Raw genomic sequence first — 19,117 nt, 5'->3', positions numbered from 1 at the left:
TGTTTTACTCCTACTTTTCTGTTCTTTCCGTTTTCCGACTGACGCATGAAACTTCCTATTATACTCGCCATCGACGACGACCAACCGGTTTTGCAGGCCATCCAGCGGGATTTACGGCAGCACTACCGGAAAAACTATAAAATTCTGGCGACGACCTCGGCCCGGGAAGCGCTGGAAACGCTGACGGAACTGAAGAAAAAAAACGAGGACGTAGCACTGTTTCTGTCCGACCAGCGGATGCCCGAAATGCTGGGCGTCGATTTTCTGATCCGGGCACGGAAGATTTATCCTAACGCCAAAACCGTATTGCTGACGGCCTATTCCGACATCGAAGCCGCCATTCGGGCCATCAACGACGTGCAGGTGGATTATTACCTGAACAAGCCCTGGGACCCACCTACCGAGAAGCTGTATCCGGTTCTGGACGAATTGCTGAACGACTGGCAGTCAAATTACCAGCCGCCCTTTGAGGGCCTGACACTCCTCGGCTACCAGTTTTCGCCCCAGACGCACGAGTTGAAGGATTTTCTGGCCGGCAACCTGTTTCCGTACCAATGGCTTGATTTTGAAGCCAATCCGGAAGCCCAAAAACTGGCCGAGCTGCACGCGATCAATCCCCGCGATCTGCCGGTTGTGCTGACGGAAGATGGTACGGTTTTGAAACAACCGTCGATGCAGGACGTCGGTAAACAGCTGGGCCTCAAACCAACCGCCACCCAATCCCTCTACGACCTGGCGATCATCGGCGCGGGACCCGCCGGGCTGGCAGCTGCGGTTTACGCGGGTTCCGAAGGGTTGCGGACGGTACTGATCGACAAGCGGGCCCCCGGTGGACAGGCCGGAACCAGTTCACGAATTGAAAATTACCTCGGTTTTCCGAACGGATTGAGCGGGGCCGAACTGACCCGCCGGGCCATCACGCAGGCCACCCGCTTCGGTGTAGAGTTTCTGGCCCCGCAGGAGGTTATCTCCATCAAACCGAAAGGGCAGTACAAACACGTGGAATTCAGCGACGGCAGCGAAGTCGTGGCCCGGAGCATTCTGCTCAGCACCGGGGTGTCCTACCACCAGCTGGACTGTCCAGGCCTGGACCGGCTGGCGGGGGCCGGGGTCTATTACGGAGCCGCCACCACCGAAGCCTACGCGTTCAAGGGCAAACCGGTTTACGTGGTGGGGGGCGGTAATTCGGCCGGACAGGGAGCCATGTACCTGTCGCGAACCGCATCGGAGGTGTACATCATTATCCGGCGTCCCGACCTGACGGCCACGATGTCGCAATATCTGATCGATCAAATTGAAAATACCCCGAACATTCACGTGCTGCCCTGCACGGCGGTGGCCGAGGGGCTGGGTGAGTCGCACCTGGAGTGTCTGATGATCGAGGACATGAATTCGGGCGAGCGCCGGAAAGTGCCCGCCAGCGCCCTGTTCATTTTTATCGGAACCAAACCGTATACCGACTGGATCGAAGTGAACATCATCCGGGATACCAAAGGATTCATCGAAACCGGGCGCGATCTGGCAAAATACGGCGATTACAAAAATTTCTGGAAATTAAACCGTGACCCGTACCTGCTCGAAACGTGTAGTGCCGGTATTTTTGCCGCCGGCGATGTGCGGGCCGGAGCCATGAACCGCGTGGCGTCGGCAGTGGGCGAAGGAGCCATGGCGGTCAGTTTTGTTCATAAATACCTGGCAGAAACCTGATGTTATGCTAACGCGAAAAAGTTGTGTACACCTGAACGACGTCGAAACCGTCAGCCTGCCTGAGCAACCGGCGGTTTGCGAAGAGTGCCTCAAAACCGGGGATTCGTGGGTCCATCTGCGGACCTGCCAGACCTGCGGCAAAACCCACTGCTGCGACTCCTCGGCGAACCAGCACGCGACGAAACACTTTCACCAGACCGGCCATCCGGTGATGGCGTCGGCCGAACCCGGCGAACGCTGGCTCTGGTGTTACGTCGATGAATTAATTACGCCGTATTCGCTCTGAAAAGCAAAGCCCCGGAGTGGTTATTTCGGAATCGGTATGGCAACATTCGTCGATAAAGGCTGCCCGAACTGCGGCATGCCGTCGGTGGTCCAGGTAAATTTCTGCGCCCGTGGTGATCGGTTCGTGCCGCAACCTTGCCCCGGTTCGGAATTGGCATGGTACAGAATCCAGTCTTCGGTGCCGTCGGGTGACTTGAAAAAGGAGTTGTGGCCAGCCGCGTGGGTTCCCGTAACGTTCACGGCTTTGAAAACCGGCTGACTTTGCTTGGTCCAGTTGCGGGCCTCCATCAGGTCTTTATCGCCATCAATGGAAAGCATTCCCAGCGCATAGCTATCCGTCCAGCAACCACTGGCGGAGAAAATCACAAACAGCCGGTTTCCTTTCTGAAGCGGTTGCGGTCCTTCGTTCACGAGCACCACCGGTTTGTCGTCCGGGCCGGGTTTGGGAATCTTGCCGTCAATTTCCCAGGCATAGGTAGGCGACGAAATTTTAACCCGTTTCCCCGTCGCCGTCCACGGGTTTTCCATCCGGCAGAGGTAAATATCCTGCTCCCCATTCTCGTCGCCTTCCCAGCCCGACCAGACCAGGTAAAGCTGGCCTTTGTATTCAAAAACCGACCCATCGATGGCCCACTTATCGTCCGGTGTTTTGATCTGGCCCTTCATGGTCCAGCTGCCCTGCAAGGGGTCGGCGGCTTCGTTTTCCAGTACCCAGAGCCGGTGGTTGCGGTTGTGCCCGTCGTCGGCGGCAAAAATCAGGTACCATTTGCCGCCAATGAAATGCAGCTCCGGTGCCCAGATTTCTTTGGAGTAGGGCCCGGTGGCGGGCGGAGTCCAGACCACTTTCTTCTCGGCGGTTTTCAACTCGGCCAGCGAGCGGGTTTTCCAGAGTGTCAGATTCCGGCCGGTCGTATGGGTGTAGTAATAAAAACCGTCTTTGTGAATGCTCCACGGATCGGCCCCCGCGGGTAATAACGGATTGGTCAACGTCTGACCGACGCCAATAGTTGCCCAAAGGAAGAAGGAGAACAGAAGTAGTTTTCTCATGCGGGGAAAGCCGGGATGGAAATTTCTGGTTTTGTCGATGGGCGGTTTTTTAGTACCCTTTTGCCAGCTCGATCGGGTTTTCAAGCGGTTTTCCGTTCCGAAAGCGTTCCAGGTTTTGCAGAAACAGGTCGATTTTCCCTTTGTCTTCCGTCATGGACCCTCCGCCCGTATGCTGCGTCAGGATCACGTTCGGCATGGCCCACAGCGGATTGTCGACGGGCAAAGGTTCGGTTGCGGTAACATCCAGCACCGCGCCGGCCAGATGACCGCGTTGCAGGGCCTCAATCAACGCTTGTTCGTCCGTCGTACTGCCCCGGCCGATGTTGGCGTACAGGCTGCCCGGCTTCATGGCGTCGATCAGTTCGGCGGAGAAAAAGCCTTTGGCCGTCCCCGGTAAACAGTTAACTACCAGATCGGTTTCGGGCAATTCGGCCTTCAGTTCTTCGGGCGTGTGCAGTTCAGCCTCCGGGTTGGTCCGGGCCAGAAACTTCACCTGACACCGAAAACCGGTGAGCATTTCGCGCACCGCCTGCCCGATGGTTCCCGCGCCCAGAATCACCACTTTTTTATTTTTCAGCAAATCCAGTTTAAACCGCAACGGCACGCCCACCCACTTTTTCTTCGTTTGCAGCACCGCCAGTCCGTGAATATCCCGGTAAAACGCCAGAATACCGGCGACAATCGTTTCGGCGCAGGGCCAGGCGAAATAGTCCCCCATGTTCGTGACCGGAATATCCAGCTGAACGTTTTTATACCCATCAAAACCCGCCGACTCCAACTGCCACCATTTCAAGTTGTTACCCTCCGAAAACCAGGCCACGGGCGGATTGCCCAGCAGCAGATCGGCGCGTTGAAAAGCCGCCGGTTGTTCGCTTTCGGGCAGGTCTTTTTTGAAGATCAATTCATATTCCGCTGGCAACTGGTTTCGAAAATAGGCTTTATCAGACTCGGTTAACGGGGTATTTACAAAAACAATCATGTCAGAAAAGTTAGGGTTTTACGCGTAAAAGTAGTGAATGGGCCATTTCTATCGGGACAGGATGATTTTCTGGTGCCGAACCGGCTGTCCGTCGCGCAGCAGCCGAACCAGATACACCCCCACCGGCAGCGATCCGAGATCAAGCGTGGTTTCGGTATGCGCCGGCACCGCCGTCCGGGCCGTGACGGGCTGGCCGTGCAGATTAAGTACCTGCACGACGCCTTTGCTGGGCGATTTCACCCGCAAAAACCGGTCGGTCGGACTCGGAAAGACCCAGGGGCGTTTCATTTCTTCCTCTTCATGGCCCGTAATTACCACCTTCTCGGAGGTATTTCGCAGGTACCGAACCCCGCCGGCGCTGGTTCCGATGAGGACATCCGCCAGCCCATCGTCGTTCAGATCGGCGGCCGTCAGGGCCAGGTTGCCGCCGGGAATGGCGTTGTCCGACGTTTGCGTCAATTCATTGATCACCAGCGTCGAATCGAGCAAGGTCATTTTGTCACCGGGTTGGTCGGGCAATTGGTAAAGCTTCATGATGCCATCGCGGGTACCGGTCAGCAACTCAGGGCGCTGGTCGCCGTTGAAATCCGCAACGACGATCGACGGGCCGGTCGAACCGGGAATAACAGTAATTTGTCCGTAATTCTGTTGTTGCAACTGATACCTGGGAGCCGCCGGGGTGCCGGTGTTCCGGTGGTACTCAATGGAGCCGCTTTGTTTACCAATCAGCAGATCGGTTTTCCCGTCGCGGTCCACATCGTACCAGGTGAGCATGTCGATAATTCCCAGCCGGTCGGGCGTCGGGATTTGCTGGACTTTGGTGGCATCCAGTTGAAAAGCCGCCCCCCGCTGTCCCTGATTCAGGATGTAACGGATTTCCGGCGCCCGGTTGATGGAATTGCCAGTAAAAACCAGGTCGTAACTGTTGTTCCCGTCGATGTCGGCAAGGGCCAGTTTCAGGTCGGTCAGCTGAAATTGTTCGGACAGCTTCAGGTAGTCGGTCGTCCGCAATTCAAAAGCCGGTTTACTTTTCGTGCCGGTATTTTCGAAATGCGCAATGCTGGCCCGCAGCCCCTTGTCGCCCCGGATGCCCGTGTTACCCACCAGCAAATCCATGTCACCGTCGCCGTCGAGGTCCACTAGCACCGGCGTTGCGCCTTCACCCAGATCGATCATGTCTTCCTGCAAAAAGCTCCTGGTCATGTACTGAAAATTGGGCAGTTTATCGGTACCAGCGTTGCGGTAAAACCAGTTGGAGGCCCGAAAATCGATCAGGTTGCCTTCATTGACGTACACGTTGGGCGAGGCAACCAGATCTTTGATCCCATCAAAATCCAGGTCTTCGGAGTAAACCGCCGGGAAGATATCGAACGAAACCGGGGTGGTGGCCGGAAACCGGTTCGTGAAGGTCGAAAACCGGGCCGACGCGCCGTTTCCGCCCGAATTGGTCAGCATCGACAGGTGCTGACACGTCACGTGAGCGGTCAGCAAATCTTTGTTTCCATCGCCATTGAGGTCGATCACCAGCATGGAATTGCCGTTATGCTTCACCCGCGCCCCCGCGTTGTTGCCCCCGGTTTCCGCCCCATTGCCGACGTATACGCAATCCAGCCCAAATATAAATTCATCACACTCGTCACCGCTTCTGAAGCTGCCCCAACAAAAGCCGATGCGCTTGAAATCCAGCCCGTTGGGATCATTTTTCCGTTCGACGCTCATGTTCTGAAACAGATTCGCCGTGCCGCCGTTGATGTCGTACGTCAGAATATCGATGTCCCCGTCGTTGTCCACGTCCAGAATGGCCGGAATGTCCACCGAATTAATATACAGGTTCAGCGTGCCGGAAAGGCCTTCGTGGTACACCGGATCAGCAATGGTTTTCCACGACAGTTTGCCGTTGGAGCCAGTATTCTGCAGAATCCGCAAGCCGCCGTTGGTATGCGTAAACAAGTCTTTTCTACCGTCGTGGTCGTAATCGACCAGCAACATCCAGGTGCCGTACGTAATGGCCGGAAACTGTTCTTCGTACTGCGGAGCGTGCCGCCAGACATACTGATTATCGGCCTGTTTTTCAGCCACAAACGTCACTACCCGGTTGGTCTGCCGGTCGTATACCGCCAGGTCGGGCTTGTCGTCGGTATTCAGGTGAATGGTGGAATATTGCGCCCCGTTCATACCGCCCGCCCAGGGGTTAGTGAGGGTCCGCCCGGCGATTTTGACGGAAGCGCCGGCCTCGTAACGAAACGAAAACGATCCGGTACCGGTTTGAGCCTGCGCCTGGTGAAGAATCAGAAAACAAAGTATGGTAAACAGCTTTTTCATGTAACTTTGGCTCATAAACCGTCCATTGACTGCCATTCAGATGGCATGCGGTTCATAGATAACGAACAGACTGATAACGTTGGTTTACTTCCTTCCGGAAAATGGTACTATCCATTCCTGAATTATACGATCGCTACCGCGAATGCGCGGGCGTATCGACCGATACCCGTAAAATTACAGAAGGTTGTCTGTACGTCGCACTCAAAGGCGACAAGTTCGACGGAAATTTATTCGCCCACGAAGCCCTGGCGAAAGGGGCGCGCTACGCCCTGGTGGACAACGCGGAGGTGGCTACCGACAGCCGGTTTTTGCGGGTTGCCGACGGACTGACGGCCTTGCAGGAACTGGCCCGTTACCACCGGAACCGCTTGAGCATCCCGGTGATCGGGCTGACGGGATCGAACGGAAAGACGACCACGAAGGAACTTATTTCCAGCGTGCTATCCCGCAAATACCGGACGTACGCGACCCAAGGCAACCTCAACAACCATATCGGGGTTCCCCTGACCGTCCTGGCCATCGACGAGCAGTATGAACTGGCGGTGGTGGAAATGGGCGCCAACCACCAGGGCGAAATCCGGTTGCTGTGCTCCATTGCGCAGCCCACCCACGGTCTGATTACGAACGTGGGAAAAGCCCACCTGGAAGGCTTCGGTGGGGTCGAGGGCGTGCGAAAAGGCAAGGGCGAACTGTTCGATTTTCTGGCCGAAACCGGCGGGACGGTTTTCGTCAATGCTCAAAGTGAGGTGTTGGTGGCCATGCAAAAGGAGCGGCTGTTCCGCGAAGCGGTTTTCTACCAGCTAACCGATCAGTACGAAATCCTGACCGACAATCCGGCGGTGGTGTTCAAAGATGAAACCGGGCGGGTGGTCACGACGCATCTGACGGGCCGCTACAATTTCGACAACATCGCGGCTGCGCTCTGCCTCGGGAAATTTTTCGGGGTTTCGCCGGAGGAAGCCAACGAAGCCGTAGCGGCTTACAACCCGACCAATAACCGGTCGCAGACGGTCCGGAAGGGTAGCAATATGCTTTTGCTGGATGCCTATAACGCCAATCCAAGTTCGATGGCGGCCGCCCTTCAGAATTTTATGAAGCTGGACGCCCCCCGGAAAGTGGTGATCCTGGGTGATATGTACGAACTCGGCGACGAAAGTCCCGCCGAACACGCGGCCCTGGGCGAACTGGTGGCGCAAGGGCGTTTCGATACCGTCATTCTGGCCGGTCAGGACATGCGGTATGCGCTCCCGGCCCTGCCCAAAGCGTATTATTTCCCCGACAAATTTTCGTTACACAACTGGATCATAGACCACCCGTTTGACAATACCGCCATCCTGATCAAAGGGTCGCGGGGGATGGGTTTGGAATCCGTTGTGCAGTTTTTGTAAACACTAGCCCCCGCTTAAAACCGACTTTGTGACTTCCTTACCGCCTACTATGAAAAACCGCCTAAGCCTTTTCCTGCTGACGTTCAGCCTTTCGACCGGCGTTTTTGCCCAGCAACCCGTTCCGTTCGAAAACGAAATCAAAGCGTTCGAGCAGCAGGACCAAACCAGCCCTCCGCCCAAAAAACCGATTCTTTTTACGGGCAGTTCGTCCATCAAACTCTGGCAAAGCCTCAAGACGGATTTTCCGGATAAAGTGGTCCTCAACCGGGGTTTTGGGGGTTCATCCCTCCCCGACGTCATCCGGTTTGCCGACCGGGCGATTATTCCGTACAAACCCAAACAAATCGTCATTTACGTGGGCGAGAACGACGTGGCCAGTGGAAAAGTAACGGCGCAGGCGGTTCTGGACCGGTTTGTGACGCTTTTTACCACCATCCGGAAATCCCTGCCCCGCACGCCGATCGTCTTTATTTCGATGAAACCCAGTCCGTCGCGCCGGAAATATTTACCGATTACCCAGGAGGCCAACCGCCTGATCAAGGACTATCTGGCGAAGCAAAAGCGCGCCCAGTACCTGGATATTTATTCAGCGATGCTCGACACCAACGGCCAGATTCGGGGCGAGCTGTTCCGGGCCGATAGCCTGCACATGGCCCCCAAAGGCTACGAACTCTGGACCGCCAAGCTCAAGCCGTTATTGAAGTAAACTTCTTGTTTACAGTATTCAGTTTACGGTTTACAGTACCTGACGCCAACCAGCCGAAGCGTCCCGGCAAAAACTGTATACCGTAAACTGAATACTGTAAACCGTAAACCGTAAACCGATACACGATGACCCAACCGGTCAGGACCACATCCATTGAAGAAATTTTTGAAGCGTTCAATTCGCTCCGGGTGCTCATTATTGGCGACGTAATGCTCGATTCCTACGTCTGGGGCCGGGTAGACCGGATTTCGCCGGAAGCCCCCGTGCCAGTCGTGACCGTCCAGCGACGGGAGTTGCGATTGGGTGGCGCGGGCAATGTCATCCTGAACGTCCAGGCGCTCGGAGCCGAACCCATCATCTGCTCCGTCATCGGCACCGACGAACCGGGCGACCGCTTACTGGGTCAACTGAAGGACCACGGCCTCAACTGCGACGGGCTGATCCGGAGCGACGACCGCATCACCACCATCAAGGAGCGGATCATGGCTGGTTCGCAGCAGGTGGTTCGGGTGGATACCGAAACCGACAAATTCATCACCGAATCGGAACGCAACCAGCTGGTTGCCAAAGCAAAATCATTGATTCCAAGTTGTCAGGCGGTTATTTTCCAGGATTATGACAAGGGTGTTTTAAGCCCGGAAGCCATTGCCGAGCTCACGGATTTCGCCAACGAGCACCACGTTCCGACGGTGGTCGATCCGAAAAAACGAAACTTTCTGGCGTACCACAACACCACGCTTTTCAAACCCAATCTGAAAGAGCTGAAGGAAGGATTAAAGATTGATTTCGATAGTAAACAGGCCGGGGAACTTCAAAAGGCCATCGACCAGTTGAAAAACCGGATGAAGATCAAGGGGGCTTTAATTACGCTCTCCGAGCGGGGCGTTTTCATTGATTATCAGAACGAAACCCACCATTGCCCGGCCCATTTCCGGCAGATTTCGGACGTGTCGGGCGCGGGCGATACCGTCATCAGTGTCGCGGCCTGTTGCGTCGCGCTGGGCTTGCCCCCCCGTCTGATTGCCGGTTTATCGAACCTGGCGGGCGGTTTGGTCTGCGAATCCCTGGGCGTGGTGCCGATCGACAAACAACGCCTGCAAACCGAGGCTATTCGGGAAAAACTCGCTTAATATGGACGTTCATCGGAACCCCTACACCATCTCGACCGATGCCGCGCGGCTGCAATTCGACGTCATCCACGATTTCCTGGCCAACCATTCCTACTGGGCCACGGGCATCAGCCGCGAAACCCTCCGGAAACAAATGGAGCATTCGACCCTGCACTTCGGGCTGTACGATGGCGACCGGCAGATTGGTTACGCGCAGGTGCTGACGAATTACACCTCGTTTGCCTACCTCGGCAACGTGTTTGTGCTGGAAACCTACCGGGGCCAGGGGTTATCGAAGTGGCTCATGGCAACCATCATGGAACACCCTGATTTACAGACCATCCGGCGCTGGCTGCTGGCCACCCGCGACGCCCACGGTTTGTACCAGCAATTCGGTTTTACCGAACTCGCCAAACCGGAAACGATCATGGAAAAATTCAACGACGATGCCATCCGGCAATAAGTTTCACCGGTTTTGGGTCAGGATTTCCGCGCTTCAACTTTCAGTTTCTCCTTGGTTTCCTTGATGGCTTCCTCCACGGAATGGGACTTGCGCAGATCGCTGGCGCGTTTGGTAATTTCGGCCATTGTGCAGTAGTGCTGATACAGGATCGAGAGTTCCTCCTCGCTCAGGTCTTCGCTGTCGATCAGTCGGTTACTGGCTCCCTGCGTAGCCGCAATGAGTTCGTTTAGCTTCAACTGAACCGAGAGCGATTCTTTATTCTGTGCCTTCTGAATCACAAACACCATCAGAAACGTCACGATGGTGGTGCCGGTATTGATGACCAGCTGCCAGCCTTCCGAATACCCAAACAGGGGGCCCGCCAGGGCCCAGATCAGCACCGTCCCCAAGGCCAGCGCAAACGCCAGCGATGAGCCGGTAGCTTTGGCAACTCCCGTCGAGAAGCGTTCAAAAAATCCTTTTCTGCCGCGGCCTTTAACATCTCCTTTTTTCATAGCATGATTGGATCAAACAGATCAAAAACCGCCCGGATCGATGGAAGTCGAGCAAGACGGACCCTCAGGATGAGATTTCTGTTGATATACCCCAATCAGGCGGTTTTTGTTTAAAAGGCAACCCGGCAATGCCCGCCAGCCTCCGCGAACAAGGTCAATAAAACCCTGACAATCTACCTGTTACCACGCATCATTGCGCCCGGCTCCGGGTTTCCTTGATGAAATCGTCCGTATACGCTTTGCCCCGGTTGTTGTGGTGCCGCCAGACCACCTTGTAATTGGCAATCACGGCAACGGGCTGAATCTCTTTGCTTTCCAGCCCCTGTTCCATAAATTGAATGGCGGTTTCCGCCGTCTCAAAGTAATCGATGAACGGTTCGGCGTGGCGGTGGTAAATCGCTTCTACTTTCTTCTTCGACGGGTCGCTCATGCCGTGAGGTTTTTGACGGTTTCAATAAAATACCGCACCTTTTCCGGGTCCGTATCGGGATACACGCCGTGGCCCAGGTTGGCAATATACCGCTGCGTTCCAAAGGCGTCCACCATCTTCTTCGCTTCGGCCTTAATCTGGTCGTAATCAGCGTACAAGACGCAGGGATCGAGATTTCCCTGCAGGGTTTTGTTCGGAATAAGCTGCCGCGATTCGGCCGCATCCATGTTCCAGTCGAGCCCCACCACCGAGCAACTCAACTGCCCGATCTCCTGCCGGGCGAAGAAAGCACCTTTGGCAAAAACCGTCACGGGAACCTGAGTGGCTGCCGTCACCGCGTCGCAAATCTGTTTGATGTACGGCAACGAAAACGTGCGGTATTGTTCGGGCGACAGAATGCCGGCCCAGGAATCGAAAAGCTGCACGAGATCGGCCCCGGCCCGTACCTGCGCTTTCAGGTAATCGATCGTGCTGTCGGTAATTTTCTGAAGCAGCGCGTGCGAGAAAACCGGGTCGGTATACAGTAATTTTTTGGCCACGGAGAACGTTTTGGAGCCGCGTCCTTCGGTCATGTAGCAGAAAATCGTGAACGGCGCCCCCGCAAAACCGATCAGCGGCACCCGGCCATTCAGTTCTTTTTTGACGATTTTGATCGCATCGAGCACATACGCCAGATCGTTTTCCGGATCGGCAATCCGGATTTGCTCCAGTTGCTGCGGATTCCGTACGGTTTGCGGAAAAACCGGGCCGCGCTGCTCCACCATTTCGTACGGCAGGCCCATCGCTTCCGGGACGACAAGGATATCCGAGAAAATAATGGCCGCATCAACTCCCAGAATGTCAACGGGTTGAATCGTTACTTCGGCCGCCAGCTCGGGCGTTGTTGCCAGGTTAATGAAACTACCGGCTTTTTCCCGAACGGCGCGGTATTCGGCCAGGATCCGGCCCGCTTGCCGCATTAGCCAGATCGGAACACGTTCTACGTTTTCGCCACGGGCCGCCCGCAGCAACAGGTCATTTTGTAAAGTCATGGTGCAAAGATAATGGGTGAAGGTTAAAAGGTTGTTTCGCGGAGTTGAGCGGAGTTAAAAAGAGAGAAGCAGAGGCTCCGCGAAACGGTATGTTAACTCTGCGAAACAGCTTTTTAAATTTTACCAAACAAACGTTTGGTAAAATTATTTTAATCGCTTACCTTTGCGCCATGCCAGTTCAGAAAGTAACCCGGGAGGAGATTTTGCAGAAGGCGATGCAGGTTTTCAAGCGGCAGGGCTTCCACCGGACGACGATGGAGGATCTGGCGCAGGCCTGCGGTTTGCTGAAAGGTAGCTTTTACCATTATTTTCGCAGCAAGGAAGCGTTGATGAAGGCGGTGCTCGCGTACGTGAATACCTACAACGAAACGCAGCTGTTTTCGATCGCTTTTGACGACACCCAACTGCCCCGACAACGGCTGGAAGCCCTGCTCGATGCCTTGTTTGCGGGCGTCCAACGGTCGGAAGGCGGTTGCCTGATGGGCAACACCGTGCTCGAAACGGCTCTGGTAACCGACGAATTCCGGGAACCCTTGCAAACCCATTTCCATAACGCCCTGAAGGCGTTGACGTACCTGTACCAAACCAATCATTCGGCTGCCGAAGCCCGGGAACTGGCGCAGCAGGCCACGGCCGAAATTCAGGGCTCGCTGCTGTTGGTCAAGTTGTTCGGCGATGACCAGTTGCTCGCCGACTGCCGAAACCGGGTCATTGCCCGCTTGTAAAAAGTGTTTTATCTATACCAAAAAGACGGTTTTCACAACCGTCCTCTCACATGAAAAGAGTTGTTGTCACGGGATTGGGCGCGCTGACGCCTATCGGAAATACGGTCGAAGAGTACTGGAACGGGCTGGTGCAGGGCCGCAGCGGTTCGGCCTTGATTACCAAATTCGATACCACCCATTTTAAAACCAAATTCGCCTGCGAGATCAAGGGCTTTGATCCGCTCCAGTTTCTGGAGAAAAAAGAAGCCCGGAAAATGGACGAATACAGCCAGTATGCGCTGGTGGTGGCCGACGAGGCCGTAAAAGATGCCGGTTTGGTAGACGACCGCGTGGACCCAAACCAGGTCGGCGTCATCTGGGCGTCGGGGATTGGCGGGATGTATAGTTTTCAGGAAGAGGTGATTGCCTACGGTGCCAACGACCGCCATCCACGCTTTAACCCGTTCTTCATCACCAAGATGATTGCTAACATGGCGTCGGGGCTGATTTCGATTCGGTACGGTTTTCGGGGCGTCAACTTTGCCCCGGTTTCGGCCTGTGCGTCCGCAACGCACGCGCTGATCGACGCTTTTAACTACATCCGGCTGGGCAAGGCCGACGCCATCATTGCCGGGGGCTCCGAAGCCGTCGTGACCGAAGTCGCCGTGGGCGGTTTTAACGCCATGAAAGCCCTGTCGGAACGCAACGACGATCCGGCCACGGCCTCCCGCCCGTTCGATGCCGACCGCGACGGTTTTGTGCTGGGCGAAGGAGCGGCTGCCCTTGTGCTCGAAGAATACGAACACGCCAAGGCCCGGGGTGCCAAAATCTACGCCGAACTGGTCGGAACCGGCGCGACGGCCGACGCCTACCACATGACTGCTACCCACCCCGAAGGACTCGGCGCGCGGCTGGCGATGACGGAAGCCCTACGGGAAGCCAATCTGAAACCGGAAGACGTCGATTACCTGAACGTTCATGCGACCTCCACGCCCATCGGTGACCTCAGCGAGTCGCAGGCCATTCAGAACGTGTTCGGCGAAAATCCGGAGCGCCTGCACCTGAGCGCCACCAAGTCGATGACGGGCCATTTACTCGGGGCCGCCGGGGCTATCGAAGCCGTAGCCGCGATTCTGGCGATGCAGTACAACACCATTCCGCCGACGATCAACCTCCAGAACCGCGACGAACGCATCAGCCCGAATCTGAATCTGACGCCCAATGTCGCCGTTCAGAAACCGGTCAATGTGGTGATGAGCAACACCTTCGGCTTCGGCGGCCACAATGCGATTGTGGCGTTTCAACGGGTGTAAAAGTCCATTTCAGAAAGTTTAAAACAGCTTACATACCCGACTGGTACGGTTTTGAAAACACTACCGGTTGGGTAGCTCGTTTCCTACATATATCTCCTAACATTTCCTAATATCTCCTAACATTTCCTAATTTTGTGAAAATTAGGAAATGTTGTGAAAAAAATTCAGCTCCCTCCTGCCCCAAAACGGTTATTGGATCTAATGACACGATTCGATGAAGAGGGGAATCTTGTTCTTTTTAAAATAGATGAAAGCAGAATCCTCGATAAAATTAATGATGAATACCTTTATTGGGATAAGGTAAAGTATAAAGTTCCTTCGTCTTTGAGTGCAGAGCTTTCAGAAGAAGAGTTATGGCACCTGGTTAAGCGTGCTCGAAATGTAAATCAAAAACGGCTTTCTTTTGCCAAGAACTGGTTCTGTTATACTCCTACGGATACGCTATATAGCCAGTTACACGAATTCGATCTTAATTTAGGCGGGTCCCTTGGTGGCCAATCAGAGTTATCAGAGTCCGACAAGCACCAATACCTCATCGGCTCCATCATGGAAGAGTCCATTGCTTCCAGCCAAATTGAAGGAGCGGTGACGTCGCGGGTGGTTGCCAAGGATATGCTGCGGAAAAATCGTTCTCCCCGCAACAAATCGGAGCAAATGATTCTGAATAACTACCTGACGATCCAGCATATTCTTCAAATTAAAAGCCAAGCTCTCACTTCCCAAACGTTACTGGAAATTCATCAGTTGATAACAGCCGATACGATGGATAAACCGGAAGAAGCCGGGACGTTTCGGCAGCATGATGATATTCATGTCATTGATGCCATTGAAGGCGACATTATTCATACGCCACCCAGTCATACCGCACTTCCTTCTTTTATTGAAGATTTGTGCCGGTTTTTCAATGACGAAACGCCGGAATTTTTCATTCATCCGATTGTTAAGGCCAGCATTATTCATTTTCTGATCGGTTATTTTCATCCTTTCACGGACGGTAATGGCCGGACGGCCCGGGCATTATTTTACTGGTATTTGTTGCGGAAAGGGTATTGGCTCACCGAGTATCTATCCATTTCCAGGGTGATTTTGAAATCCCGGATGCAATATTACCGGGCGTTTCAATACACCGAAGCGGATGAAAATGACCTGACTTATTTTGTCATGTATCAGGTCAAAACCTTGCGACAGGCGTATGAGGAACTAAAAAAATACATCGATCGTAAGAATGCGGAAAAGAAACAGCTGGTTTCATTCCAGCGGATTGAAGGTATTTCGTTACGACAAGCTCAGATTATTAAATTGATGCAGGACGACGCCGATACCATTTTAACTGTGAAAGAAATTGAAAACCGCTTTGGCGTAGCCAATCAAACGGCCCGAACAGATTTACAGCAATTAGTTGATATGAATTTCCTGGAAAAAGTGTTTGTAAACCGCAAAGAACAACGGTTTGTGAGAAGTGAGCAATTTGATCAGGTTTTAAAAAAGCATCTTTCCCGCTAAACGAGTATGCCCACAGCCATCGCGAAAGATCTCAAGAAGGAGATTCTGAAATTACCGGCGAATGAAAAAGACAAACTTCTGCTGCGGCTGATTGCCAAAGATAAGGATTTGGTCGAACGGCTGCATTTTGTGCTGATCGAGGGCGAAACCACGACGGAAGAACGGCGGCAGGAGGTGAAAGTAAAGATTGCCGAAACCGCCAACGGGCATTACAACCACCCCGACGGCTGGATGCTGAAGGCCATGCGTACGCTGAGTTCAGCCATTACGCACCACGTCAAGATCACGAAAGACAAATACGGCGAAGTCGAGCTGAATCTGTATCTCCTGACCGCCTTTTTTGCGATGCAACCGAGTCAGTTTGCCCATTTAAATCACCACAACCAGAACTCCTGCGCGTTTGTAGCCAAAAAGGCGGATTCGATTCTGAAGAAACTCCAGAAGATCGACCCGGATTATTACATTGAATTCGAAAGTGAGGTGAATCAGGCGCTGGCGTTCATCCACATCCACGGACCCGGGCTGTACGCGCGGCAACTGGGTTTACCGAAACAATGGACCCCGTAAGACCCGCCTTACCCGCTCTTCGGCACTCCACCTAGTCGAAACCGGCTCTTAACCAGCAGGATAAAACCGACCAGAACAGCCGGAATACTCAGGAGCTGCCCCATGTTCAAGACGAGGTTGTGCTCAAAGTCTTCCTGATTCGTTTTCAGAAATTCGACAAAAAACCGGAAGCTAAACAGCAGGACCAGAAACAGTCCGGCGATAAAACCATCGGCGAGGTGATGCCGCTTCTGCTTCCACAGGGAAAACGTCAAGGCAAACAACAGGAAACAGAACAGCGATTCATACACCTGGGTGGGATGGCGCGGCACCAGCGGCAGCAAATCCGGGTCGGTTTCCCGGACAAAGACAAACGCCCAGGGTAAGCGGGTCGGTGTTCCGTAAATTTCGGAGTTGAACAGGTTCCCCAACCGAATGAGTGCGCCCGCTAGACTACCGATAATAACCACCCGGTCGAGCACCCACAAAAACGACTGATCGGGCCGCTTTCGGCTGTACAGAGACAACGCCACCAGCAGGGCAATGGTAGCGCCGTGGCTGGCCAGTCCTTCAAACGGTACCCGCAGCATCGATTGGACCCAGTGAGCGGGATCGGCCAGCAGTAACTCCCATTCGTAAAACAGATAATGCCCCAGCCGCGCCCCCACCACCGTCGCCACGACGCCATAAAGCGTTAACACTTCCACGTCCGAAACCGGTTTTTCCTCCTGCTTATACAGGTATCGCAACAGCCGTTGCCCAACCAGAAAACTAAGGGCAAACAGCAGACCGTACCAGGTAATAGGCCAGTCGGAACCAAAAACTGCCAGGCTGGTGAGTTGGGGATCAACATCCCAGACGATGTACGCTAAGCCGTGATGACGCATAAAAGTGTATCGTAACGACTGATTAACAACCGGTTGTCAAGCCCATCAGCAAAAAAACGACGCCGAAGTTGAGGGCCACGTGCTGATACGCCTGATACCACGAGCGGCTCCCCGATGGGGTTGTCACCAGCCGCAACAACTCCTCTTCGCGCCAGACAGACTCCTCCCCGATTCGGTCCTTATAGGCGTTCCAGGCATTTTTTACGTCGTTCGTATTCATTGCAGTTCCTGTTTCAATAATTTCCCGAGCCGGGTTTTAATCCGGCTGATTTTGGTACTGACATTCGTCCGGCTTAACCCCAGAATATGCGCCATTTCCTCGTAGCTGTGTTCCTCCAGATACAGCATGATCAGGGCTTTGTCCAGGTCCGGCAATTGGGCAATGGCCCGGTACAAGTCGCGGGCAGCTTCCTCTCGCTCATCCGATACGTCCGCAATTTGAAGCGTGGCTTCCGAAAAGGCGGCATTCGGTGGGCGGTTCTTTTCGGTCCGCAGCCGCCGGAAAACCGTGTTGATCGCCACGCGGTACATCCAGGTGCTCACCTTGGCCTGGTGGTTGAAAGCAGGATAGGATTTCCAGAATTGCAGCACGATTTCCTGAAAAAGATCCTGCCGGTCTTCCAACAACGGGAAATACAGGCTACACAGGCTGTGGAGCAGCTTCTGGTGTTGCGCAATGAGTTGAACAAACTCCCGTTGGATGGATTTCGGAGCCACAGACGAAAAACATGAATGAATGCAAAGAGATTAGTTACCCAAAACCGCCCAAAGTCACAGTCGGGCAAAAAAAAGCCGGTTTTTCTTCAGGAATGACCTTCCAGATTCGCGAGAACCCGGGCCACGTCAGCCTCTTCCGCCTTGATTTCCAGCTTCTTATGCGGATTGGTAAAACCGGAAACGATTTCAATGCAGGATTTGGGCACCCCGAACTGCCGGGCGAGGTAATCGACTAAATAGGCATTGGCTTTCCCGTCCTGCGCCGGGGCTTTGATTTTGGCATTCAACTGCCCGGCCGCGTCGTACAGCAGCTTATCCACCTTGCTGCCCGGTTTGACTTTGATGTGCAATACCATATTGGTTTACGGTTTTCTGTTCACAGTTTCCCGTTGCCGGAAAAGCCTCCTTCTGTTCCAACCAGCCGCCACCCGCGGGTGAGCTATAGCGCCTACAACAAACCCGTATACAGCGCCCAATACTGCCGGGCGGCCTGTTCCCAACTGAATCGGGCGGCTTGCTGCCGGAGCCGATCGGCACGGAAAGGATTGGCCCGAAAATCATTCAGCCCGGCAAAGACGGTTTCGGCCATCTGCTCGGGTTCGAACGACTCAAAATAGTAGGCATCCCGACCGCCAATCTCGGGCAAACTGGTGAGATTGGAGATAAAAACCGGTTTCCCCCAACTCATCGCTTCGACCACCGGCAAACCAAATCCTTCGGAAATCGACGGAAACAGAAAAGCGTCACACTGCTGATACAAGCCATTTTTAGTAGCTTCATCGACAATGCCGGTCATGATCAGCCGTTCACTGATGCCCAGTTGCCCAGCCTGCTGCCGCAGGTGAGCCGCATACGGATGGCTGTCGGGGCCGGCCAGCACCAGATTCCATTCGGGAAACGCTTCCAGCAGGGGTAAAAGCGTGTGCAGATTTTTTTTCGGATGAATCACCCCGACAAACAGAAAATACGGTTTGGGGATTTCCGGTGACAAGGCAATGGCGGGATGAACCGAGTTGCCGTTGTGGATGACCGAGAGCGGAATGTCAGGCCGTTTCAGGTGTTGGCGGACAACGGAAGCGGTATAATCCGAGATGGTCGCTACTGCCGACGCCCGGTTAACCCGGCGTTGCAGAGTCGCCAGCTTCTGCGCTTTTTTGGCCGCACTATAGTCGGGCCGTTCCAGGAAATTGAGATCATGGATGGTCAAAACCGTGCGGGTCCGGCCCGATGCGGGCCAGAAAGCGGAATCCTGGTGGGTGCAGTGCCAGACGTCGTAACGCCCCGGATTGAACCATTTCCGCCACCAGACCGCCGACTGGTAGTTGACCTCAGGCCCAAAAACGCCTTGCTGGCCGTCCGGAACCAGAAATGTAAGCTGCGCCGAAGGCGGTTTTTGCCGCACCAGTTCCTGCCCGAGCTGCCGGCAAAACTGGCCCAAACCGCTGTTCAAATCCCGAAGCCGTTCCGTATCGATAAAAATCTTCAT

21 protein-coding genes are annotated in these 19,117 nt (G+C 54.3%); 10 read left to right on the top strand and 11 right to left on the bottom strand.

The features are described from left to right. Positions 1-45 precede the first annotated feature (45 nt). Both ACFPMF_RS23715 and ACFPMF_RS23710 read left to right on the top strand, forming a co-directional pair. Positions 46-1,707 (top strand): NAD(P)/FAD-dependent oxidoreductase, encoded by a 1,662-nt coding sequence (locus ACFPMF_RS23715; protein WP_379849788.1) that lies wholly within the window; start codon positions 46-48, stop codon positions 1,705-1,707. A gap of 4 nt (positions 1,708-1,711) precedes the next feature. Next, positions 1,712-1,993, top strand: a complete 282-nt coding sequence (locus tag ACFPMF_RS23710; RefSeq protein WP_379849786.1) for a UBP-type zinc finger domain-containing protein — start codon at positions 1,712-1,714, stop codon at positions 1,991-1,993. Positions 1,994-2,013: 20 nt separating this feature from the next. On the opposite strand, the gene ACFPMF_RS23705 is transcribed toward ACFPMF_RS23710, so the two are convergent. The 3 genes from ACFPMF_RS23705 to ACFPMF_RS23695 are packed head-to-tail and all read right to left on the bottom strand — an operon-like array spanning position 2,014 to position 6,340. Beyond that, the gene (locus ACFPMF_RS23705) at positions 2,014-3,039 is read right to left on the bottom strand and encodes a glycoside hydrolase family 43 protein (RefSeq protein WP_379849784.1); all 1,026 of its coding nucleotides are present in this window, start codon (positions 3,037-3,039) and stop codon (positions 2,014-2,016) included. 49 nt (positions 3,040-3,088) lie between these two features. Further along, complete coding sequence (locus ACFPMF_RS23700; RefSeq protein ID WP_379849782.1) at positions 3,089-4,018, bottom strand: D-2-hydroxyacid dehydrogenase; 930 nt, start codon at positions 4,016-4,018, stop codon at positions 3,089-3,091. 48 nt (positions 4,019-4,066) lie between these two features. Then, on the bottom strand, positions 4,067-6,340 hold the full coding sequence (locus ACFPMF_RS23695) for an FG-GAP-like repeat-containing protein (RefSeq protein ID WP_379849780.1): 2,274 nt from the start codon (positions 6,338-6,340) through the stop codon (positions 4,067-4,069). Positions 6,341-6,441: 101 nt separating this feature from the next. Between ACFPMF_RS23695 and ACFPMF_RS23690 the strand changes: the two genes are divergently transcribed. The 4 genes from ACFPMF_RS23690 to ACFPMF_RS23675 all read left to right on the top strand — a co-directional run bounded on the left by ACFPMF_RS23690 (position 6,442) and on the right by ACFPMF_RS23675 (position 10,006). Further along, positions 6,442-7,728, top strand: a complete 1,287-nt coding sequence (locus ACFPMF_RS23690) for a UDP-N-acetylmuramoyl-tripeptide--D-alanyl-D-alanine ligase (RefSeq protein ID WP_379849778.1) — start codon at positions 6,442-6,444, stop codon at positions 7,726-7,728. A 49-nt stretch (positions 7,729-7,777) separates the two neighbouring features. Continuing rightward, entirely contained in the window at positions 7,778-8,434 is a 657-nt protein-coding gene (locus ACFPMF_RS23685) for a GDSL-type esterase/lipase family protein (RefSeq protein WP_379849776.1), read from the top strand. A 125-nt stretch (positions 8,435-8,559) separates the two neighbouring features. Further along, positions 8,560-9,564, top strand: a complete 1,005-nt coding sequence (locus ACFPMF_RS23680) for a bifunctional heptose 7-phosphate kinase/heptose 1-phosphate adenyltransferase (RefSeq protein ID WP_379849774.1) — start codon at positions 8,560-8,562, stop codon at positions 9,562-9,564. Position 9,565: 1 nt separating this feature from the next. Next, positions 9,566-10,006, top strand: a complete 441-nt coding sequence (locus tag ACFPMF_RS23675) for a GNAT family N-acetyltransferase (protein ID WP_379849772.1) — start codon at positions 9,566-9,568, stop codon at positions 10,004-10,006. Positions 10,007-10,023: 17 nt separating this feature from the next. Here the strand turns inward: ACFPMF_RS23675 and ACFPMF_RS23670 are convergent, their stop codons facing one another. The 3 genes from ACFPMF_RS23670 to hemE form a co-directional block, all read right to left on the bottom strand. After that, positions 10,024-10,500 (bottom strand): low affinity iron permease family protein, encoded by a 477-nt coding sequence (locus ACFPMF_RS23670; protein ID WP_379849770.1) that lies wholly within the window; start codon positions 10,498-10,500, stop codon positions 10,024-10,026. Between the two features lie 190 nt (positions 10,501-10,690). After that, a complete protein-coding gene (locus tag ACFPMF_RS23665) occupies positions 10,691-10,930 on the bottom strand; it encodes a hypothetical protein (protein WP_379849768.1) in 240 nt (79 codons plus the stop codon). Then, a complete protein-coding gene (gene hemE, locus ACFPMF_RS23660) occupies positions 10,927-11,961 on the bottom strand; it encodes a uroporphyrinogen decarboxylase (protein WP_379849766.1) in 1,035 nt (344 codons plus the stop codon). Before hemE ends, ACFPMF_RS23665 begins: the two co-directional genes overlap by 4 nt. 170 nt (positions 11,962-12,131) lie before the next feature. Here hemE and ACFPMF_RS23655 point away from each other — a divergent pair, with 170 nt between their 5' ends. The 4 genes from ACFPMF_RS23655 (at position 12,132) to ACFPMF_RS23640 (ending at position 16,048) form a co-directional block, all read left to right on the top strand. Beyond that, positions 12,132-12,686 (top strand): TetR/AcrR family transcriptional regulator, encoded by a 555-nt coding sequence (locus ACFPMF_RS23655; RefSeq protein WP_379849764.1) that lies wholly within the window; start codon positions 12,132-12,134, stop codon positions 12,684-12,686. 50 nt (positions 12,687-12,736) lie between these two features. Beyond that, on the top strand, positions 12,737-13,978 hold the full coding sequence (gene fabF, locus ACFPMF_RS23650) for a beta-ketoacyl-ACP synthase II (RefSeq protein WP_379849762.1): 1,242 nt from the start codon (positions 12,737-12,739) through the stop codon (positions 13,976-13,978). A gap of 201 nt (positions 13,979-14,179) precedes the next feature. Then, positions 14,180-15,481, top strand: coding sequence for a Fic family protein (locus ACFPMF_RS23645; RefSeq protein ID WP_379849760.1), 1,302 nt, complete (start codon positions 14,180-14,182; stop codon positions 15,479-15,481). A gap of 6 nt (positions 15,482-15,487) precedes the next feature. Next, complete coding sequence (locus ACFPMF_RS23640; protein ID WP_379849758.1) at positions 15,488-16,048, top strand: hypothetical protein; 561 nt, start codon at positions 15,488-15,490, stop codon at positions 16,046-16,048. Between the two features lie 8 nt (positions 16,049-16,056). On the opposite strand, the gene lgt is transcribed toward ACFPMF_RS23640, so the two are convergent. The 5 genes from lgt to ACFPMF_RS23615 form a co-directional block, all read right to left on the bottom strand. Next, positions 16,057-16,914 carry a prolipoprotein diacylglyceryl transferase gene (gene lgt, locus ACFPMF_RS23635; protein ID WP_379849756.1) on the bottom strand — a complete coding sequence of 286 codons (858 nt, stop codon included), beginning with the start codon at positions 16,912-16,914 and terminating at the stop codon, positions 16,057-16,059. 22 nt (positions 16,915-16,936) lie between these two features. After that, complete coding sequence (locus ACFPMF_RS23630; RefSeq protein WP_379849754.1) at positions 16,937-17,134, bottom strand: hypothetical protein; 198 nt, start codon at positions 17,132-17,134, stop codon at positions 16,937-16,939. Continuing rightward, a complete protein-coding gene (locus tag ACFPMF_RS23625) occupies positions 17,131-17,631 on the bottom strand; it encodes an RNA polymerase sigma factor (protein WP_379849752.1) in 501 nt (166 codons plus the stop codon). Before ACFPMF_RS23625 ends, ACFPMF_RS23630 begins: the two co-directional genes overlap by 4 nt. An 86-nt stretch (positions 17,632-17,717) precedes the next feature. After that, a complete protein-coding gene (locus ACFPMF_RS23620; RefSeq protein ID WP_379849750.1) occupies positions 17,718-17,987 on the bottom strand; it encodes a DUF167 domain-containing protein in 270 nt (89 codons plus the stop codon). 92 nt (positions 17,988-18,079) lie between these two features. Beyond that, positions 18,080-19,117, bottom strand: coding sequence for a glycosyltransferase family 4 protein (locus tag ACFPMF_RS23615; protein WP_379849748.1), 1,038 nt, complete (start codon positions 19,115-19,117; stop codon positions 18,080-18,082).

It is taken from the genome of Larkinella bovis (genome assembly GCF_042655385.1).
In the GTDB taxonomy this organism is placed as follows: Bacteria; Bacteroidota; Bacteroidia; order Cytophagales; family Spirosomataceae; genus Larkinella; species Larkinella bovis.
This window is presented reverse-complemented; position numbering and strand designations above follow the sequence as displayed.